This window comes from Pseudomonas sp. 3A(2025), assembly GCF_054589175.1.
The window spans coordinates 1-19,108 of sequence record NZ_BAAILM010000113.1 but is presented as its reverse complement, the minus strand read 5'-3'; the positions used below and the strand labels follow the sequence as shown (position 1 = coordinate 19,108).

The window sequence follows — 19,108 nt, the reverse complement described above, 5'->3', positions numbered from 1 at the left end:
CAAGGGGCGTACTCGGATCGGTTCTCATGGTTTTTGCTCCGTGATGCGTGGGGGCTGAGCGCTCAGCCTGACAGGTTGAATCGGCACTGTCGGTGTGCCAGGCCGCTTAGTCGGCCATTGCACCTCAATCTGATGCTGACGGCCGTCGTCGAGCAGGGTAATGCTGTCGCCATGCACCGCGATGTCGTCCAGATGAATGCGCATTTCACCCGCCGGTATGCCGCGCACACTGATGCGATAAAGCGTCGTACCCAGGCGGTAGTCCAGCGTGAACCCTGGCCAATGCGCCGGCAGTACCGGCTGGATACGCAACTGCGTGCCACTGCGTTGCACACCCAGCAGCGACTCGACGATCAGCCGGTACATCCAGCCGGCGGAACCGGTGTACCAGCTCCAGCCGCCACGTCCCTCATGCGGCGGCACACCGTAGACATCGGCCGCCACCACATAGGGCTCGACCTTGTAGGTGGCGATAGCCGCAGCGCTGTTGCCGTGATTGACCGGGTTGATCAGCCGCAGCAGTTCCCAGGCTCGCGTGTTGTCGCCCAGCTCGGCAAAGGCCATGCATGCCCACACGGCGGCGTGGGTGTACTGGCCACCGTTTTCGCGAACGCCGGGTACATAGCCCTTGATATAGCCAGGGTCGAGTGCACCGCTGTCGAAGGGCGGGGTCAGCAGTTGCACCAGGCCGATGTCACGGCGCAGCAAATGCTGCTCCAGAGAGTCCATGGCCGTGCGCCGGCGCGGGTCGGGGGCGGCGCCAGACAACACTGACCAGCTCTGGGCGATGGAGTCGATGCGGCACTCCTCGTTGCTGGCTGAGCCCAGTGGCGTGCCGTCGTCGAACCAGGCGCGGCGATACCAGGCGCCGTCCCAGGCGTGGGTGTCCAGGCTCAGGCGCAATGCATCGGCGTGTTCATGGCAGCGCCGGGCAAACGCGGTGTCGCCCTGCAGCAGGGCGGTGCTGGCGAAGCGCCGCAGCACGTCGTAGCTGAAAAAGCCGAGCCAGACGCTTTCACCCTTGCCCTGTTCGCCCACCCGGTTCATGCCGTCGTTCCAGTCGCCATGCCCCATCAATGGCAGGCCATGAACACCGCGTGCCAGGCTGTGTTCGATGGCGCGTACACAATGCTGGTACAAGGTTTCCTGCAGGCCCGAGCGGTTCGGCAGGTCATAGTAGGACTCTTCGCCGCTGTTGAGCAGACGGCCCTCCAGATAGCCTGCAGTTTGCGCCAGCACGCTGGCATCGCCGGTGACCTGCACATAACGGCTGGTCGCCAGCACCAGCCACAGGTAGTCGTCGGAGCAACCGGTGCGCACGCCACGGTCCATGGGCGGGTGCCACCAATGCTGCACATCGCCTTCGATAAACTGATGCGCCGCGCATAGCAGCAGGTGCTGGCGCACTGAGGCAGGGTCTGTGTGCAGCATGGCCATGCTGTCCTGCAACTGATCGCGAAAGCCAAAGGCACCACCGGACTGGTAGTAACCGCTGCGCGCCCAGAACCGGCAGGCGATGACCTGGTACATTAGCCAGCCGTTGACCAGCACATCCACCGCCGGCTCCGGGGTTTTGATCTGTATCTGGTTGAGCGTGGTGTGCCAATGCTCTTGCACGCGCACCAGTTCAGCGTCGGCGACACGGGTGCCGCGCAGGCGCTGCACCAGGCGCGAGGCGGCCTTGCTGTCTTGCTCGGCACCCAGACGAAAGATCACGCTGCGCTGTTCGCCGGGCGCCAGTTGCAACTCGACCCGCAAGGCCGCGCAAGGATCAAGTCCGGGACCCATACGTCCCGACAGGTTCGCCTGGCTCATGGCGGCCGGGGCGCTGAGGTGGCCGTTACGGCCGATGAACTCGCCGCGCGCGGCGCTGCTGCTGGCCAGCGGCACATCGACATCGAAGAACGCCACCCGGCCCGGAAACTCGATGGAATAAGCATTACGGGCGAACAAGGCGCCGCTGTTCGGGTCCGCCTCGCTGACCACGTGCATCGACGACTTCTCGCGCAGGTCGCCCAGCACCCAGCCCACATAGCCGGTCACCGACAGGCGCCGGGGCCGGCTGGAGGTGTTGTGGATTTTCAGGTGGGAAAACTTGACCGGGTCCTGCAGCGAGACATACACCCACAGCTCGCTGCGAATGCCGTCCTGTTCATGTTCGAAAACGCTGTAGCCAAAGCCATGACGGGCCACGTAACGGCCCTTGCCTGGGCGCGGTAACGGCGTGGGCGACCAGTAGTCGCCGCTGTCCTCGTCGCGCAGGTAAATGGCTTCTTCGCTGGCATCGCTGACCGGGTCGTTGTGCCAGGGTGTGAGGCGAAACTCATGGGCATTTTCATGCCAGGTGTAAGCGCTGCCGCTTTCCGAAATCACGCTGCCGAAATGCGGGTTGGCCAACACATTGGCCCAGGGCGCCGGGGTCGGCTGGCTGGCGCTCAGATGTATGACGTACTCCTTGCCATCGGTGCTGAAACCGCCATGCGGGTTGCTCAGGATCAACGATGGATCCGCCTGCGGTCTGATTGGCGCCCGCCTGGCTTCAGGTAGCAACCGGGCGTCGAAGGCTGGCAGGGCAGGTTCGGCACGACGCCGATGGATCTGTTCGGCGAGGTTGCCGCGTTCGTCGCTGAGCACCAGATGCGCCACGGCCAGCATCAGCCCCCTGTCTTCGCTGGAGAGGTGCTGTGCAGGGCGCACGAAAATGCCGCCCGGCCGGTCCAGCAAGTAGGCCTCGCTGCCCGAGGTGACCAGCCCCATGATCAGGTCTTGCAAGTCCTGGCGGTAGCCGGCCTGGTCTTCGTTCCAGATCACCAGGTCGACGATCAGGCCCTTGTGCCGCCAATAGGCATGCGCCTGCACCAGTTGACGCACCAGGTCGATATGCGCCGCTGCACGAATCTGCACAAGCACGATGGGCCGGTCGCCGGAAATCGCCTGGCCCCACAGACCGCTCTGATTGCGTCGGTTGCCCGCCAATACCGCAGGGGCGGCGCGCAGCGAGGGGTTGGTGTAGATGATCGACGCGGCCATCTGTTCAAACAGACGGGCCTCGGCGTGGGACGTATTGAGCTGGCGCAACAACACCTGACTGTGGGTCCAGGCCAGCGCGAAAACGCGGTTGGCCAGGTGCCGGTCGCGGTACTTGTTGATCAGTTGCAGACAGCCCACGCGGCTGTCGCTGCTTCCGGTGACCAGATCGATGGTCGCGCTGCGGCCGGGCTCCAGGCTGATCCGGCAACGGATCGCGACAATGGGGTCGAGCACCGCGCCGGCACTGCCCGACAGCACCTCATCGTCCATCGCCGCCGGGTGTGTCAGGTTGCGCCCGCGCCCGATGAAGCGGGCCCGGTCGGTTTCGTAGGAAATCGCTTCGATGTCGACGTCATGCGCGGCCAGCAGGTGGCACAGCCAGGGCGCGTTTTCTTCGTGGGTGCGTGGCCTGCGGGTGCACAGAATCGCTTGCAGCGGCGTCAGCAGTTCGGTGTGCACAAACAGTTTGCTGAAGGCCAGGTGCAGGCTGTCACTGAGCGCAGGGGCCAGCACCACTTCGGCATAGCTGGTCAGTTCAAGGGTGCGGCGTTGCGTGCCTCGGTTACTGATGTGCAGGCGCCGGAGTTCGATGTCGTCTTCGGGTGAGACGACGATTTCGGTGTGCACATCGAAGTCGCGCTCACGCACACGAAACTCGGCACGCGCATCGGTGAAAATCGCTTCGTAGCCCTCGGTCACGCGCAGGGTGGGTTGGTGCGCGGCCGACCAGAAGTCACCGCTGTCGACATCGCGCAGGTAGCAGAACGTGCCGCTGTTGTCGCACGTGACGTCCTCGCGCCAGCGGGTCACGGCCATGTCTTTGCGGCGGCTGTAACCGCCGCCGGCATGGCTGATCATCACGTGATAGCGGCCATTGGAAAGCAGTTGCACGGCCGGGTGCCGGCGCGCAGGGTCGGTGTAGACCCGCAGCTTGTTTTCGTCGGCCCGCAGGACCTTGTCGGGTGGCGAGACGGTGGCCGTGTGCAGGTACTGCGCCGCGCTTTTCGGCACGCGTTCCTGTAACAGCAGGGCGGTGGCCTGAAATTGCGGATCGGTCTCGAAGCGTCGCTGCATGGGGTGCTTGAGCAGCACGGCGGTCAAGGCCAGCAGGCTCATGCCCTGATGGTGGGCCATGAATGACTGGACAGGGGCCGCAGTCTGTTCCGGTGCCAGGCGCACACTGGTGAAATCGATGGCTTCATACAAGCCATAGCGCCCTGCCATACCCATGCCTGCCAGCCGTTGCAGGTTGTTGCAGGCGGCCTGTGGCGCGACCATCAAGGCCAGCACCGAGGCGTAGGGCGCGATCACCAGGTCCTCGCCCAGGCCGCGCTTGAGGCCAAGGCCCGGCACGCCGAAGGCCTGATATTGATAGTTAAGCTGGGCATCGAGGGTGTTGTAGCCCGATTCCGAGACGCCCCAGGGCAAAGCCAGTTGCTGGCCGTATTCGATCTGCCGCGCCACCGCTGCGCGACAGGTCTGGTCGAGCAAGGTACCGGCATAACTGGGCATGATCAGCATCGGCATCAGGTATTCGAACATCGAGCCGGTCCATGACAACAGCACCGGCACGCCGCTATTACTGGTCAGCAGCCGGCCGAGGGTGAACCAGCTGTCTTGTGGCAGTTGCCCTTGGGCAATGGCGACGAAACTGGTCAGACGAGCCTCCGATGCCAGCAGGTCATAGTGCGCACTGTCCAGGCGTTGCTCATCGGCGTTGTAACCAATGGCCAACAGCTCACGCTGCGGGTTGTAGAGGAAGGTGAAGTCCATGTCGGCCAGCTCCGCTGCCAGGTCGGCCAGACGCCGCGCGGTGCCGCTGCGCGCTTCGGCATGGCTGATGACCGCGTGCACCTGCGCTTGCTCGGCGACCGGCCATTGGCTGGCGTCAAGTTGCGTCAGGTCGTGCCATGTCGTCGCTGCCGACGGGTTGCCGGGCAGCGTCAGGCAGGCCAGTTCAGTGCTCAGGTCCTGGCAATGCGCGAGTAAGGCCTGACGCCAATAGTCTGCATCAGGCGCGTAGGCCAGTGCCGGCTCAAGCGCCGTGACGTGGACGATCAAGCGCTGCAGCACTGCCTGGATGGCGCTCAGGCTGTCGGTTTCCTGGGTGTGCGCGGCCACCAGCTCGCTGAGTGTTTCATCGAGCAGGTGATCGCCCAGCCCACTGAGCAGCAGGGCGTCATGCAACACGCCCACGCTGTCGGTCAGCCCGGCCAGCCAGTTGGGGTTGATCAATGCGGCATTGGGCAGCTCAAGCAGGCCGGGTCGCAAGGTCAGCAGAAGGCCCGCCAGGTTGCCACTGTCGACGCTTGAAACATAGTGCGGGGCCAGCGGTTTCAGGGTCCGGGTGTCGTACCAGTTATAGAAATGCCGGCGATGGCGTTCAAGTCCGGCCATACAGGTCAAGGCATGATCGAGGCGCGAGAGCAGGCGGCCAGCGCTGAGGTAAGCGAAGTCATAGGCGGCCAGGTGCGACAACAACGCCATGCCCATATTGGTGGGCGAGGTGCGATACGCCGTCACCGCCACAGGTTGCTCCTGAATGTTGTCAGGCGGCAGCCAGTTGCCCAGCGGATTCATCTGGTCATCGAAAAATGCCCAGGTCTTGCGTGCCAGGCGGCGTAGAAACTGTTGCTCTTCAAGGGTCGGGACGAAGGCTGCATAAGCCGCAGGCTTGCTCAGCCAGCAGGCGATGGCCGGTGCCAGCAGCCAGGCCACCAGCCACGGTGCGGCGATAGCCAGCAGCAAGGGGTTGCCGAGCAGCAGTGCGGCGATGACAACGGCGACCGCCAGCACTGGTGCGATCCACATCAACCGGTACAGGCCGGGCATATCGTTGCGGCTGCTGCGCTCCACTTCTCGCGAAGGGCTCCATTGCAGCAGGTGGCGCCGGCTGATGGTCAGGCGCCACAAGGTGCGGGCGATTGCATCCAGGTTGCTGAATGCCTCGAACGGCAGCCATACCAGTGCCAGCAATGCCCGGCCAAAGTGTTGCCCGGCCCCTTGAATCGTCACCTTGAGGTGTTGCAACACACCGATGTCGTGAGGTTTTTGCAGTAACTCCAGCACGGTACTGAGCAGCGGTTGGGCGATGATCAGCAACAACACGCCCACGCTCCACAGCAGCGGCTGGGCGCTGGCGAACCAGCCCCAAAGCAGCATGCCCAGAAAGGCCGCCGGCTCCAGGCTGCGGCGCAGGTTATCGACGATCTTCCAGCGCGCCAGGTGCGTCAGCCGATTGCGCTCCAGCCCGCCATCGGTTTTGCGCGTCCAGGGCAGCAGCCATGGCAGCAACTGCCAGTCGCCGCGAATCCAGCGGTGGCGCCGCCTGGCATCGGCGCTGTAGCGGGTGGGGTGTTCTTCATAAAGCTGCACATCGCTGATCAGGCCGGCGCGGGCGAAACAGCCTTCGATCAGGTCATGGCTGAGAATCCGGTTGTCGGCAAAGCGGCCCTGCAACGCCTGTTCGAAAGCATCCACGGCATAGATGCCCTTGCCGATGAACGAGCCGTTGCCGAACAGATCCTGATACACATCGGACACCGCACGGGTATAGGGGTCGATGCCGGCATCGCTGCCAAACAGTTGCGCGTAGGCCGAGCGGGCGATACTCGGCAGGCTGATGCCCACCCGTGGTTGCAGGATCGCGTAGCCACTGACGATGCGGCGCTGCACCGGATCAAAACGCGGCTGGTTGAGCGGGTGACTGATGGCGCCGACGAACTGCTGCGCCACATCACGCGGCAGTTGCGTGTCGGTGTCCAGGGCGATCACATAGTGGATGGTGGGCAGCGCGTCGATATCGCCGACAATCAACGAGAAGCGCTCACGGCCGTGGCCACGCAGCAGGGCATTGAGTTCGGCAATTTTGCCGCGCTTGCGCTCATGGCCCATCCAGCAGTGTTCAGTGGCGTTCCAGCGTCTTGGACGGTGCAGCAGAAAAAAGCGCGACGCGCCGGATTCGGGGTATTTCAGGTTCAGCCATTCGATGGCCTGACTGGCCCGCTGTAACAACGCCGCATCGTCTTCAAGCACTTCGCTGGCGGCGTCCATGAAGTCGGTCAGCAGGGCAAAGTGCAGGTTGGCATCGCGATTGGCGAGAAAGCGCACCTCCAGGCCTTCGACCAGTTCCTCTACATCCTGAGCACTGCCAATCAGCGTCGGCACCACCACCAATGTCCGCGCCTGGGGCGCAATACCTGCGCTGTAATCCAGACGCGGCAGAACGTCGGGCGGCAGGCTGAGGGTCACCAGCCGGTTGACCAGGCCGATCGCCAGATGACTGGTCATCAGCACGGTCGGTACGCCCAGCAGTAGCAACGTCCGGAGCCCCCAGCCATCGGCGCGCAGAATGTCGAGAAAGGGCCAGGCCAGCAGGCCACTCAAAAGCGCCACCGGCAACAGAAAAAAACTCAGCGGTGCTTCACGCAGCAGGCGTCGGCAGTGCTCGGCCAGGGGCAATTGCACACCCAGTTGCCGCTCCAGCACCTGCAGTCCGGCACCGCGCAAGTAGTAACCGACATGGTTCATCACCGGGTCTTGGGCCGGTGCGCTGCGACACAGAGCGACGGCCATGTTGGCGACGTCGATCTCGGAATAGTCGCACGTGCGGGCCAGGCGCTCGATGGCATGGCGGTAATGGTCGCGGGTCGCAAAGTCCATGCGTGAATACACCGCCGCCGGATCTTGCGCGAGGGCCTGCTCGACGCCACTCATCTGTTCGACGAACGCTCGCCAGTCGGTGGTCGAGAGCAGGCGCAGGCTATTGATGCTGTTGCTGATCGACACCTGTTCGGTGGCTTGCAACTGGGCATCGAGGTGCACCAGGCGCTCGACGCTCTGGCCAGACTCGGCCAGCGCCTGCTCGACCCAGGTCATGGGCAGGATCAGTGCGGTACTCTGCCCATGCAGGCGCCGCGCCATCTCGGCGACAAAGGCGCTGGTCATCGGCGGTGCCGAACGGGCCAGGTCTGCCACCAGCAACACCACGTTCTTGGCATCGCCCTCGGCCATTGCAGTGAGTCGGTCGGCCCAGTCGTTGGCCAGGTTGCGGTCGATCCAGTTAGCCATTACACCGGAAGCCACCCGGCGCAGGTTCTCGATCAAGGCCAGACGCAGCATGATCGGAATGGCCCACAGCTCGCCCAGGGTCAGCGGCGTGACCGATTGATAGGACGCGATGAAGCGGCTCAGGCTGTCGCTGTCGACCCGACCGTCACCGTGGGCAATGGTTTCCAGCGCAATGTCGTACACCCGTGGCAGACCCTGCGATGGCCCATTGTCCAGACCGGGCAATTGCCGGCAGTAGCCTTGGGGCAAATGTTTGTGCGCTGTGCGAATTTGCTCCTCGACCAGATAGGCATTGTCCAGCAGCCATTGCGCTGCGGGCGTTGCGCGCTCGCTGGAGAGCGTCGCCGTGGTCATGGCCTGGCAACTGCTGGCCAGTACGGCAGCGTTCTCAGCGAGCCGGTTGAGCAGCGCGTCGGAGGTCTTGTCCGGGCTGAGATTATGGCGTTGGGCCAGTTGCACGCCGTGCAGCCCCATCTGTTCGGCGCTGAACAGCTCGGCGCGCAGGATGGGCTCGTAATCAAAAAGTCGCGGCGCGGGTCGCCCTGATCGCAGGATTGTTCGAAGCCATTGCGTGTCCATGTTTTCCTTTTGCAACGTGAAGCGAATTCGACGTTGCAGTAATGGAGGTCACGTAGGGCACTCAGCGTGACGCGTGCGGAAGATGCGGGATATCAGTGTGAAATCAGACCCATGGGGCGTCTGTCTGCTGGCGCACATAGAGGAATGAACGGTAGGGGGGCGCAATGGGAGGGTTGTTGGCTTTACGCCGCAATTCGTTGTCGCACGGCCTTCAGCGCCGCTCAAAAACGGATGTCATGCACGACATACGCCTCGGTGTTACAGCGCACGATCCAGTAATCCCCACGGGGCGACAACTCGCACGACTGGATGACATAACGCTCCGGTGCGCCATCCCGTACGCGGCCGCTACTGTTATACCGTTCGAGCACGATGGCTTCGGCTTGTCGAGCGCAAATGCCTGATTGCTCTGTGTTCATTCAGCGCACCTCACGTAACACGATTAACGTTATCGCGACCCACAAGCCCACGCGCCGCCAACGCCTGAAGCTTCGCGATCAGTCCCGCGCGCTCGACCTTGGGTGTCACTGGATCAACCACCTGATACTGCCGGTGGCACCACAGGTCTACCTGCCGCAACCAGAACGCCATCAGCTCGGGCTCCTGGTCAAGACGCTCCAGCAGGAACGCCAACTGTTGCCAGGCCGGACGCAGGCCCAGCAAGGCGTCGCGGCGTGTGATGGGCAGAGAGTGCCAGTCCCGAACCGACTTGATGTCCAGCAAGGTCTTTATCGATTGCCAGGACAGCGTGTTCAGACGCGCAACGGCGCTGTGAAAAACGCTGTCTGCGGGGTCATCCAGTGCTGCGATCAATGCTGTCACATGCTCATCGCCAAGCTGGCGGATGGCTGCCTGGCGCACACTGGAAAAGGCGTAATGCAACGCTTCGTTTTGCCACTGTAGAGGCAATGCGACCTCAAGCTCTGCCGCCAGGCCCAGCACGCCTAGCCATTTGCGCCGGGCGGTCGGCAGTTGCTGGATCAGCCGCTGCGCCAGCACTTTTCGCGCATCAATGTCATTGCGTGGCGCCATCCAGCGCGCCAGGCTGCGAATCGAGGGAGACGCATCGAGCAAGGCCTCACGCAAGACCGGTCGTGGGTCGTCGAGCATGGGCAGCAGTGCACGCAGCACACAAACACGCACCTTGGCACCTGGTTGCGACAACGCCTCAAGCAGCAGTGACCGCGCTTGCTCAACCGGTAACGCCTGACAGGCAGCGACGGCCAGCAACCTGACGGTCAGCTCGCGATGGGCGAGGGCGCTGCGTAACAGTGGCTGCGGCGTGGGGTTATTTTCCAGCAACAGGGCAAACAGATAGCGCGCCGCCTTGCCTTGTCGCGTCAGAAAGTGGCCATGCACCTGCGCCTGATTAGCGGGTGCTTGCAGAACCGCACGTACGCGCGACAGCGTCGGAGCATGATCGGCCCGGCGCTGCGCCGCCAATGCCAGCAACGGTTCCAGTGCGTACAACAATGCCTCGGCATTGGACGGCGACAGGTACTGCGCCACCCCGTCCACCGCCAGCTCGCGCACCTGCGCCACCCAATCGTTCTGCCGTTCGATCAGGGCTTTCAGTGCTTCGGGGGAGGGCTGATTGCACAACTCCCTGACCGCGATCTCGCGAATGAAGCCGTCGTCGTGACGGCTGAGGTCCACCCAGTTCACCTCGCTGCCGACCTGCTCAAGCAAGCGCAGTGCTTCATTGCGCCGTTGCTCTTGCCAGGACGAGGCGGGCGTCTGTTTGCTTTTCAGCCTGTGCAGCCAGTCTTGTATCGAACTCACGCCTCAATCCCTTCTGCGCGTTTTGTGTGGTCAGTGATTGTCAGACCACAACCATCCATTGAGTTCATGCCCAGGGCTTGGCACGATCACGCCCACGTTAAAGAGATGACTCATATGCAGGAAGATTTCTGGACGTTTCACCTTTTCGCCGCCACGTTCGACAGTGAGGCGCAGGCGCGCGACTACGCCTTCGAACACTGGGAGCCTGAGCCCGCAGACTCTGCCAGTGAGGCTGAGTACAGCGCCTGGGAAGCGCGTAATCCAACGTGGCGCTTGAAGGACGAACTCGGGTTTTACATGGACGCCGATTTCGTCGAGCTGGTCGATGATGTCGAATACGTGAAATCGCAGATTCGCAGTGAGTCGCAACGCCAGGCGTTTTCTACGCACGTAGAACGTTTCAGCCACTTCATTCTGGTAGGCGTGAATGCGATCTGGGGCGATAAGCGGGCAGCGTCAGACAGTACGCCGTTGCGATTGCCCGAGAGCACGGCAACGGTCGAGTATCTGGGGTTGTATAACCAGACAATGTTCAAGGATGCCCCCATGCAGTATGAATTTCCCGAAGTTCTCAACGACCTGATCGACTATTTCCTGCTCGGCGACCTGTTGCTGCTCAAACGCTTTAAAGATGAACAGCGACTGGGCGACGATCTGGCCGCTGAGTTTGTCTCCAATGACAGCAGCGACAAAGCGGTACTGGACGGCGTGATGATCCCGCTGGCCGGCGTCGAGAACCATCCGTACACCGCGTTGTTCACCCTCGACGGTGCCGAGCCTGAACTGCTCAAGCCACAAAGCCGGTTGCAGCACCGCCGCGGTGGTTATTCACTGCGTGTGGAACATGGGCGTATTTATCTGTTTACCTGGCGCATCCTGCAAAACTTTACCGTCCAGGCGCTGGATGAATTGTTCCAGCGTTATGAAGACAAGGCGCAGGGCCGGCCGAGCATTGAAGTGGACAATGGCTGGTATGAGGTGGAGGTACTGGCCGGAGAAATCGCCCGTGATCAAGGCATACAGCCGGCGTTCGAATTTGTGTTGAAAAATACCGACGCGCCGGTGGATGCCAGCGGCGTCGATATCAACTATCGGTTTGCCGTCGAATGGAACCAGTGAAGCGGTCCTCACGCCCTTGCCCGTTGGCAAGGGCAGCGAATCAATACTTCCAGGTCACAGTCGCCATCGCATTGCGCGACGCCGCGTAATACGACTGATCCCAATACAGACTGGTCAGGTACTTGCGGTTGAACAGGTTGTTGACGTTCAGCCCCACATTCCAGTGTGGATCGATGTCGTAGCTGGCCATGCCGTTGACCACGGCATAGGCGCCCTGACGGCTGACAATGGCTTCGCCCAGGGTCGAGTTGACGCCCTGATCTCGCTGGATCTCGCTTTGCCAGGTCATGCTGGCACCGACTTTCAAGCCCTTGAGCGTCGGGACCTTATAGGTGGTGCCAAGGTACAGATAATTGCGCGGGGTGTAGGTGCGTGCAGCGCTGCCCGTGTTATCGCGCAGTGAAAACAGATGGGTCAGGCCGGCATTGATTTCCCAGCCTTCAAGCGGTGCTCCGCTGACGGTCAGCTCATAGCCTTTGGCGAGGATATCGATGCCCTTGTAGCGGTTTTGCCCGTCGACCCAGGCATCGAATTCACCATAGTTGTCTTGCCGGGTACGAAACAGTGACAGGCTGGCATTGAGGCGTTTATCGAACCACTCGCCTTTGATACCGCCCTCAAGGCTGTCGCCTTCGACAGGTGCCAGAAGGGCGCCGCGCACGTCGGTCTTGAACTGTGGATTGAAGATTTCCGTGTAGCTCAGATACGCCGAGTAGTTGGGTAGAAAGTCGTACACCAGGCCGTAGTAAGGGCTGAGTTTCGAGCGCTCGAAGTTGTGGTCGTCACCGGTCTGGACGCCGCTGCTGGTGAGCTTGCTCCAGTTGGCGCCGGCGATCAGTTTGAGCTCGTCGGTCAGGCTGAAGTGGCCGGCGCCATAGTAGCTGCGGCGGTAGTTGACGAAGTCGGCGAAGCTGGTCACCTGGGCAAAGGCAGGTTTCGGGAAGTCACCGTTGAAGCCGATCGGCAGCGCGATGCCGGATGCATCGTCGTTGGAGGTCCAGTGCGCCTTGTCCTTGGCCCAGTCGGCGCCCACCACCAGTTCGTGGCTGCGCCCGAACAGCTCGAAAGGCCCTTTGAGCTGAATGTCGCCCAGCACCTGACGTTCGTCGCGATCAAATTTCGAGGCGTAGCTCGACAGACCGGTGTCAGGCGTGCCGTAGGCCATGAACATCGTGCCGTCGCCGGTCATCTCGCGGTAGTTGAGGGTGGCTTTGCTCTGCCAGCCGCTGCCCCAGTCGGTGGTCAGTTCGGCAAAGGTCTGGGTATCGTCGGTGTCCCAGTAGGTCCAGCCGGGCGCTGTGTTGTGCTCGCGGCTGTAATGCGCCGGGCTGCCGTCGCTGTTGTACAGGGTCAGGGCGCTCCACATGATGCCGTTGGGCCGGTTGCGCTGCTGCGAGTGGCCCACGGTCAAGGTGCTGCTCTCGGTAATGTCGGCCTCCAGAATGCCGGAGAACACGTCTTTGGTCTTGGAATAGCGATCCAGGTAGGAGTTGCCTTCCTGGCCCATGACAATCGCCCGGCCGCGCACGTTGCCGCTGTCGTTCAACGGGCCGGAAATATCGGCCGTGCCCCGGCGCGTGTCCCACGAGCCGTAGCCCAGGCTGGCCTCGGCCTGAAACTCGCGAGTCGGGCGCTTGCGCACGAAGTTCACCGTCGCTGAAGGATTACCGGGGTTGGCGCTCAGGCCGTTGGCGCCTTTGAGCACGTCAATGTGGTCATAGAGCACGGTATCGATGTCGCCCATCTGCTCTTCGGAACTGAACGGCACGCCGATGCCGTCGACCTGAAAGTTCGAGACCTCAAGCCCGCGCACCGAAAAGTAAGTGCGGTCGGTTTCCACACGCTGGACGTTCACACCGGCGGCATCGAGCGCCGAGTTGGCGTTGTCGATACGAAAGTCGTCGAGTTGCTGGCGGGTCAGGGTGACGAGGGTCTGCGGTGTTTCGCGAGGGCTCAGGTTCAGTCGGGTGGCCGTGCTGGTCACGCCGGTGGTGTAGGAACCGGTGCGCTCGGTCATGGCCCCCAGGCCGCTGGAGGTGATCGCGGTGGCACCCAGCTCGACGGCCCCGCTGGCCTGTTGTGGCACGAGCAGGTAATTGCCCGAAGCGCTTCGGGTCACTTGCAGCCCGCTGCCGGCCAGCACCTGGGCAAACCCTTGCTCCAGCGTGAATCGGCCCTGCAACCCAGGGCTGCGCTTGCCATTGGTGAGTGAGGCATCGAACGACAACACCACCCCGGCCTGATTGGCAAAACTGCCCAGCACTTCACCCAGTAAACCTGCGCCAATGCTGTATTGTTGCGCGCCGGCCTGTGCGTGCGCCGCACCGCCGCTGGCGAACAGTGGCTGGAACACGGCGACCTGTAGCGTCAGCGTCGCACCCAACAGGGCAACGGCAAGTGGCTTGCGGGCATGGGGATGAGCAGGCGAGGGGCGCGGCATGATGACTCCTTCGTAGGTCATGAGACTGATGTGCGGAAGGGGTCGTACGAGAAACCCGAATCGACAAGGCACGCTGAAAATATTTTTCAGGCGTTGGGCAGCACGCGCACCCAGAACCGGGTATGCGTCTGGACGCGTACCGGCAATACCTCGGCAATCGCCAGCAAGGTCTGGTTCGTGTCGTCCAGCGGGAAGGCGCCGGACAGCCGCAGCCCCGCGACTTCGCTGGCGCACTGAATAACGCCTGGGCGATAGCGTTGCAGTTCGTCGAGCACGCGGTCCAGGCGCCAGTTATCGATCACCAGCCGGCCGTTGCGCCAGGCCATTGGATTGGCCTCCAGCGGTTGCGACTCTGCTAGCGGGCTGTTGTCGAAGCCGAGGCGCTGCCCGGCGTGTACGATCCGCTCGTGACGGTCGAAGCCGTTGCTAACGGCCACGTCGTGCTCCAGCACACTGAGTTCGGTGTGGCCCGCGTACTGACGAACACCGAAGCGGGTCCCCAGCGCGCGCATGGTGCCTTGGGCACTGCGTACACTAAGGGGGCGCGAGTCTTTCGCGGTTTCGACCAGAATCTCGCCGGCGCGCAGCACAATCAGCCGCTGGCCAGCATCGTAGCGAATGTCCACGGCGCTGGCGGTGTTGAGCGTCAGCCGGGTGCCGTCATCAAGGCTCAGGCTACGGCGTTCACCGGTGCCGGTGCGCAGGTCCGCGAGCCAGACCGGCGCCTCCCGGTAACCTGCCCAGCCTGTACCGGCCACACCCAGGCCAATCATCAGCCCCTTGAGTACGGCCCGTCGCCCTGTACCGATACCGCCCTGCAACAGCGTTTCGCGCGTCAGTGGCGCGGGCAGCCCCTGCATCTGTGCATGCAGTGCTTCAAGGCGCTGCCAGGCCCATTGATGCACGGCGTCTTGCTGCTGCCAGGCCGACCAGCGCTGACGGGTATCGTTGCAGTGCGGCGCCGCCCCCAGGCGGGCGTACCACTGCGCGGCATCACGCAAGGCCTGCCGTTGCCTGGCGTTCGAGTTCATTGCTGGGCATCCAGCATAAACAGCAGGCAATGCTCGGTCGCCCTGGCAATGTATTTGGTCACCGAACTGATCGACACACCCAGACGCTGCGCAATCTGCGTGTAGTCCAGGCCGTCCAGTTGAGCCAGCAGAAAAGCATGGCGCACCTTGTGGTCGAGCCCGTCGAACATGGTGTCGAGCTGCATCAGGGTCTCGAACAGCATCACTTGCGCTTCGGGTGAGCAGGCATACAACACCGGCTCACGGGCCAGGGCTTGCAGGTAAGCCTGCTCCAGTTGCTTGCGGCGCAGGTGATCGATCATCGCCCGCCTGGCCACGGTGGCCAGAAAGTTGCGCGGCTCCAGCAAGGGCTGGGCAACGGTGCTGGTCAGCAGGCGCAGGAAGGTATCGTGCGTCAGGTCTTCTGCGCGTTCCCGGTCACCGAGGCGCTTGCGCAACCAGCCTTTCAACCAACTGCCGTGGTGACGGTAAAGCAGCTGGATGTCGTGATGGGGCGCAGGAGGCGGCAGAGCTTTGGGCACGATGTTCTCCGGGTCCGCTCGATGTATATAAGAAGTATTCGCAATTGTATTGAGGTTACGGCGATTTGCAACTGCGCCGTTAGCAAGGCCATGGCTGTAGTCAGCCCGCTATTGCCCGGCAAAGCGGGCGACGGCCGCATCGATAAAGTGCCGGACCTTGGCAGTCTTTTGCCGGTTGGAGGTGTAGAGCAAATGCATCGGCCGGCTGGGCGTCTGGTAGTCGTCCAGTAGCCTGATCAATTCACCCCGGCGCAATGCCGGCTCCAGAAAGTCTGCAGGCCCCAGCACAATGCCAAACCCGTCGATGGCTGCCGAAAGCAGTGCCTTGCTTTCGTTGACGTGCAAGCGGCTGGCGACCGGTATGGCATGCACGTGCCCGTCCTTGCTGAACGGCCACTCGCGGTCAGCCGGACGCGACCAGTAGGCATAGCCCAGGCACTCATGTTGCTGAAGATCTTCTGGTACTTGCGGCGTGCCGCGCTCAGCCAGGTAGCGGGGTGACGCGCACACCGCCAGCCGGTAATCCGCCAGCGGCCTTGCGGTCAGCCCGGTGGTGTTCAACGGGCCGATGCGAAAGGCAACCTCAACGCTTTCTTCGACCAGATCGACAGCACGATCGGTCAAATGCAGATCGATATCGACCTCGGGATAGCGCCGCAGAAAATTGGTAATGAACGGCATCAGGCTGTAAGAGCCAAAGGTCACCGGCGCACTTATCTTCAGTTTGCCGCGGGGTGTGTCGCTCATGATCTGCGCGAGCGAGTCGGCCGCCTGCGCCTCGCTGACGATGTGTTTGCAACGCTCGTAATAGGCGCTGCCCAGTTCGGTCAGGCTTTGCCTGCGCGTGGTGCGGTTGAGCAGGCGTGCGCCCAGTCGCTGTTCGAGGGCCGCGACATGCTTGGCGACCATTTGCGCCGACATGCCCAGCCGTGAAGCGGCGCTGGCATAAGAACCTGCTTCAACCGCCGCCACGAAAGCACCCATGCTGGTAAGTCGATCCATTCGCTACTCCTGGTAATGAGAGCAAGTATAGAACGATGATTTATCTACTTTTGGTGGGCAATCATCATAAGCCTTTCAACGCAGATAACGGAGCAGGCGATGCGTATCGGGATTATCGGAGCAGGGTTTATCGGGCGTGCCGTGGCGCAACTGGCTATTGCTGCCGGGCATGAAGTGATGCTCAGCAACTCGCGGGGGCCGCAGACCCTGAGCAGTGTGCTCAGCGGTATTGCCGGCAGCCGGATCGGCACGGTCGAGCAGGCGGCAGGGTTTGGCGAAATGGTGGTGGTGGCGATTCCCTTGCAGCATTACCAAAGCCTGTCAGCCGAGTACCTGGCGGGCAAAATCGTGCTGGATGCCAATAACTATTACCCCGAGCGTGACGGGTATATTGCGGCTCTGGATCGTCTGGAGACCACGACCAGTCGCTTACTGGCGCAGCATCTGAGCGGCGCCACGGTAGTCAAGGTCTTCAATGCCATTCTGGCGGGCGACTTGCTCAAGGATTCCCGGCCAGGCGACGTTGCCGGTCGTCGTGCGCTGCCGGTTGCGGCGGATGACAGCGCCGCCAAAGCGCATGTCATCCGCTTTCTGGACCAGATCGGTTTCGACGCCGTCGATGCCGGAGGGCTCGATGAAAGCTGGCGTTTCGAGCGGGCCAAACCGGCCTACTGCATCCCCATGGACGTACAGGCTTTGAGCGCGGCGTTGTCAGCCGCCCAGCGCGATGTCGAAGTCCCGGAAGGCGCGTGGCGTCACTGAAAACACTCAAGGCGTCCCGTTGCGGCCATACAAACGGTAGCCGGGGCGCAGGTTCAGACGCTCGTAATAATCGCTGACAGCAGGTAACGGCGGTTTGTCGAACGGGGTTTCGAACCAGCGATTGACCGACAGGCCAATCGGTATGTCGGCGAGCGAAAACTCATTGCCGGCGACATGGCCACCGGTGCCTGCAAGTTGTCGATCAAGGATCTGCATGTGCCTTGCCCAGTCCTTGCAACCGTCAGCGAGCCGCTGCGGATCCTGGTGTTCGGGCGAGTGCCTGACGCGGGACATGAATGCATAAGACCAGGACTTGTTCAGGTCCGAGGCCTGCCAGTCGATCCATTGATCGATGCGCGCGCGGGCGCGTGCTTCGCTCGAGTAAAGGCGTTGGTCGCCATAGCGCGCGGCCAGGTAACGGATGATTGAGTTGGATTCCCAGAGCACGAAGTCCTCGTCCTGAATCACCGGCACCATGGCGTTGGGATTCATCGCTAGAAATTCCTGTGTGTGCGTCGACTGAAAACCGCTGCCCCAGTCTTCCCGCTCAAATGCCACCTCAAACTCCGCGCAGGCCCAAAGCACCTTGCGCACGTTGATCGATGACGCCTTGCCTAAAACCCGCAACATTGAATGTCCTCATTCTTGAACGGCATGCTGGTCGATAAAAACCTGCGCATGCGAGGGATGATTGATCTCGGTCCACTGTAAATGGGCAAAGTCAGGCTGTTGGCGAAGGCGTGCAAACTTCAACTGGTTTTTTCTGAAGGTCGACCATGACCAGAGCAGAATCGAGTCTTTGGACAAGAATGCCATGCGCAGCGATTCGCGGTTGCCATGGGAAAGCCGGGTGCGCATCACCCCGCGACCCACGGTACGCCACAAGACCCGCGAAAACACGGTCCAGCGTCCGTAATTGAGCCACACCACATGGGTGGCCCGCGCCCACAGCACATCGCGCACGGCGCTGTAATTGCCGTCGGCAATCCAGCATTCGCCTTCGGTCGCGTCGATGACCGCCTGCCTGAATTGCTCAGGTGCGACAGCGTTCCACTGCGGCCCCCAATACAGGGCATCGAGTTCGATGTAAGGGGATTGAGTGGCTTTCGATAGCGCCTGGGCAAAGGTGGATTTGCCGGCACCACTTGTTCCGATGACTACACAGCGCATTTTGCCCTTGGTGTCCTGTTTCGCAAAAGCGCGTCAGTTTACTCTCGGTTGACTCACTCTTGTGACGCCGTTGCTGAGGGGGGTATGGCTGCCCCTAGGCTTGACTGATCGGCATTAATCCGTAGGACCGACCGGGAAGCGTTCCGCTTTAGCCGGGGATTGCAGCGCGACTGTTCGCGGCTAAAGCCACTCTCATCAAACATAAAATAAGTTATTGATTTTATTGAACTTTAAAATATCACTTGATCTGACCCCAAAAAGTTGGACAGTCTATTGCCACACGCCCACCGAGCGAGTCCTGAACTCCACAGGACTCAATCCGCCAAGCTTCACTTTTATCCGGTCATGATTGTAGTAACGGATGTACTCGTCCAGCCCTGTCCTCAGCTCCTCCACGTTCTGGAAGCGCTTGAGGTAGAAAAACTCGGACTTCAGTATCCCGAAAAAACTCTCCATTGCGGCATTGTCCAGGCAGTTTCCCTTGCGTGACATGCTTTGTCTGATGCCTCGTTCCTTGAGCGCTTTCTGGTAACGAGGTTGCTGATAGTGCCAGCCCTGATCCGAGTGCAGCACAAGCGGCGAATTGCCCTGCAGCCGCTTGA

The 19,108-nt window shown here is 61.9% G+C and carries 12 protein-coding genes; 2 read left to right on the top strand and 10 right to left on the bottom strand.

Features of this window, described 5'->3' with window-relative positions; translation table 11 throughout:
- Positions 1–24: 24 nt before the first annotated feature.
- From ACYP2A_RS26675 to ACYP2A_RS26665, 3 genes are all read right to left on the bottom strand, one after another.
- The gene (locus ACYP2A_RS26675) at positions 25–8,679 is read right to left on the bottom strand and encodes a GH36-type glycosyl hydrolase domain-containing protein (RefSeq protein ID WP_459748930.1); all 8,655 of its coding nucleotides are present in this window, start codon (positions 8,677–8,679) and stop codon (positions 25–27) included.
- Between the two features lie 221 nt (positions 8,680–8,900).
- Complete coding sequence (locus ACYP2A_RS26670) at positions 8,901–9,098, bottom strand: hypothetical protein (RefSeq protein ID WP_459748929.1); 198 nt, start codon at positions 9,096–9,098, stop codon at positions 8,901–8,903.
- 10 nt (positions 9,099–9,108) lie between these two features.
- Positions 9,109–10,461 carry a HEAT repeat domain-containing protein gene (locus ACYP2A_RS26665; protein WP_459748928.1) on the bottom strand — a complete coding sequence of 451 codons (1,353 nt, stop codon included), beginning with the start codon at positions 10,459–10,461 and terminating at the stop codon, positions 9,109–9,111.
- A gap of 114 nt (positions 10,462–10,575) precedes the next feature.
- Here ACYP2A_RS26665 and ACYP2A_RS26660 point away from each other — a divergent pair, with 114 nt between their 5' ends.
- Positions 10,576–11,580, top strand: a complete 1,005-nt coding sequence (locus tag ACYP2A_RS26660) for a hypothetical protein (RefSeq protein WP_459748927.1) — start codon at positions 10,576–10,578, stop codon at positions 11,578–11,580.
- Between the two features lie 40 nt (positions 11,581–11,620).
- On the opposite strand, the gene ACYP2A_RS26655 is transcribed toward ACYP2A_RS26660, so the two are convergent.
- The 4 genes from ACYP2A_RS26655 to ACYP2A_RS26640 form a co-directional block, all read right to left on the bottom strand.
- Complete coding sequence (locus ACYP2A_RS26655; protein ID WP_459748926.1) at positions 11,621–14,020, bottom strand: TonB-dependent siderophore receptor; 2,400 nt, start codon at positions 14,018–14,020, stop codon at positions 11,621–11,623.
- An 86-nt stretch (positions 14,021–14,106) separates the two neighbouring features.
- On the bottom strand, positions 14,107–15,051 hold the full coding sequence (locus ACYP2A_RS26650; RefSeq protein ID WP_459748925.1) for a FecR domain-containing protein: 945 nt from the start codon (positions 15,049–15,051) through the stop codon (positions 14,107–14,109).
- Positions 15,048–15,572 (bottom strand): sigma-70 family RNA polymerase sigma factor, encoded by a 525-nt coding sequence (locus tag ACYP2A_RS26645; protein ID WP_459748924.1) that lies wholly within the window; start codon positions 15,570–15,572, stop codon positions 15,048–15,050. The genes ACYP2A_RS26650 and ACYP2A_RS26645 overlap by 4 nt, the downstream gene beginning before the upstream one ends.
- A 108-nt stretch (positions 15,573–15,680) precedes the next feature.
- A complete protein-coding gene (locus tag ACYP2A_RS26640) occupies positions 15,681–16,574 on the bottom strand; it encodes a LysR family transcriptional regulator (RefSeq protein ID WP_459748923.1) in 894 nt (297 codons plus the stop codon).
- 99 nt (positions 16,575–16,673) lie between these two features.
- Between ACYP2A_RS26640 and ACYP2A_RS26635 the strand changes: the two genes are divergently transcribed.
- On the top strand, positions 16,674–17,336 hold the full coding sequence (locus ACYP2A_RS26635; RefSeq protein WP_459748922.1) for an NADPH-dependent F420 reductase: 663 nt from the start codon (positions 16,674–16,676) through the stop codon (positions 17,334–17,336).
- Between the two features lie 6 nt (positions 17,337–17,342).
- Here the strand turns inward: ACYP2A_RS26635 and ACYP2A_RS26630 are convergent, their stop codons facing one another.
- From ACYP2A_RS26630 to ACYP2A_RS26620, 3 genes are all read right to left on the bottom strand, one after another.
- On the bottom strand, positions 17,343–17,966 hold the full coding sequence (locus ACYP2A_RS26630) for a glutathione S-transferase family protein (RefSeq protein ID WP_459748921.1): 624 nt from the start codon (positions 17,964–17,966) through the stop codon (positions 17,343–17,345).
- A gap of 9 nt (positions 17,967–17,975) precedes the next feature.
- Entirely contained in the window at positions 17,976–18,506 is a 531-nt protein-coding gene (locus tag ACYP2A_RS26625; RefSeq protein ID WP_459748920.1) for a P-loop NTPase family protein, read from the bottom strand.
- A 270-nt stretch (positions 18,507–18,776) separates the two neighbouring features.
- The coding region (locus tag ACYP2A_RS26620) for a transposase (RefSeq protein ID WP_459746955.1) at positions 18,777–19,108 on the bottom strand (332 nt) is incomplete at its 5' end.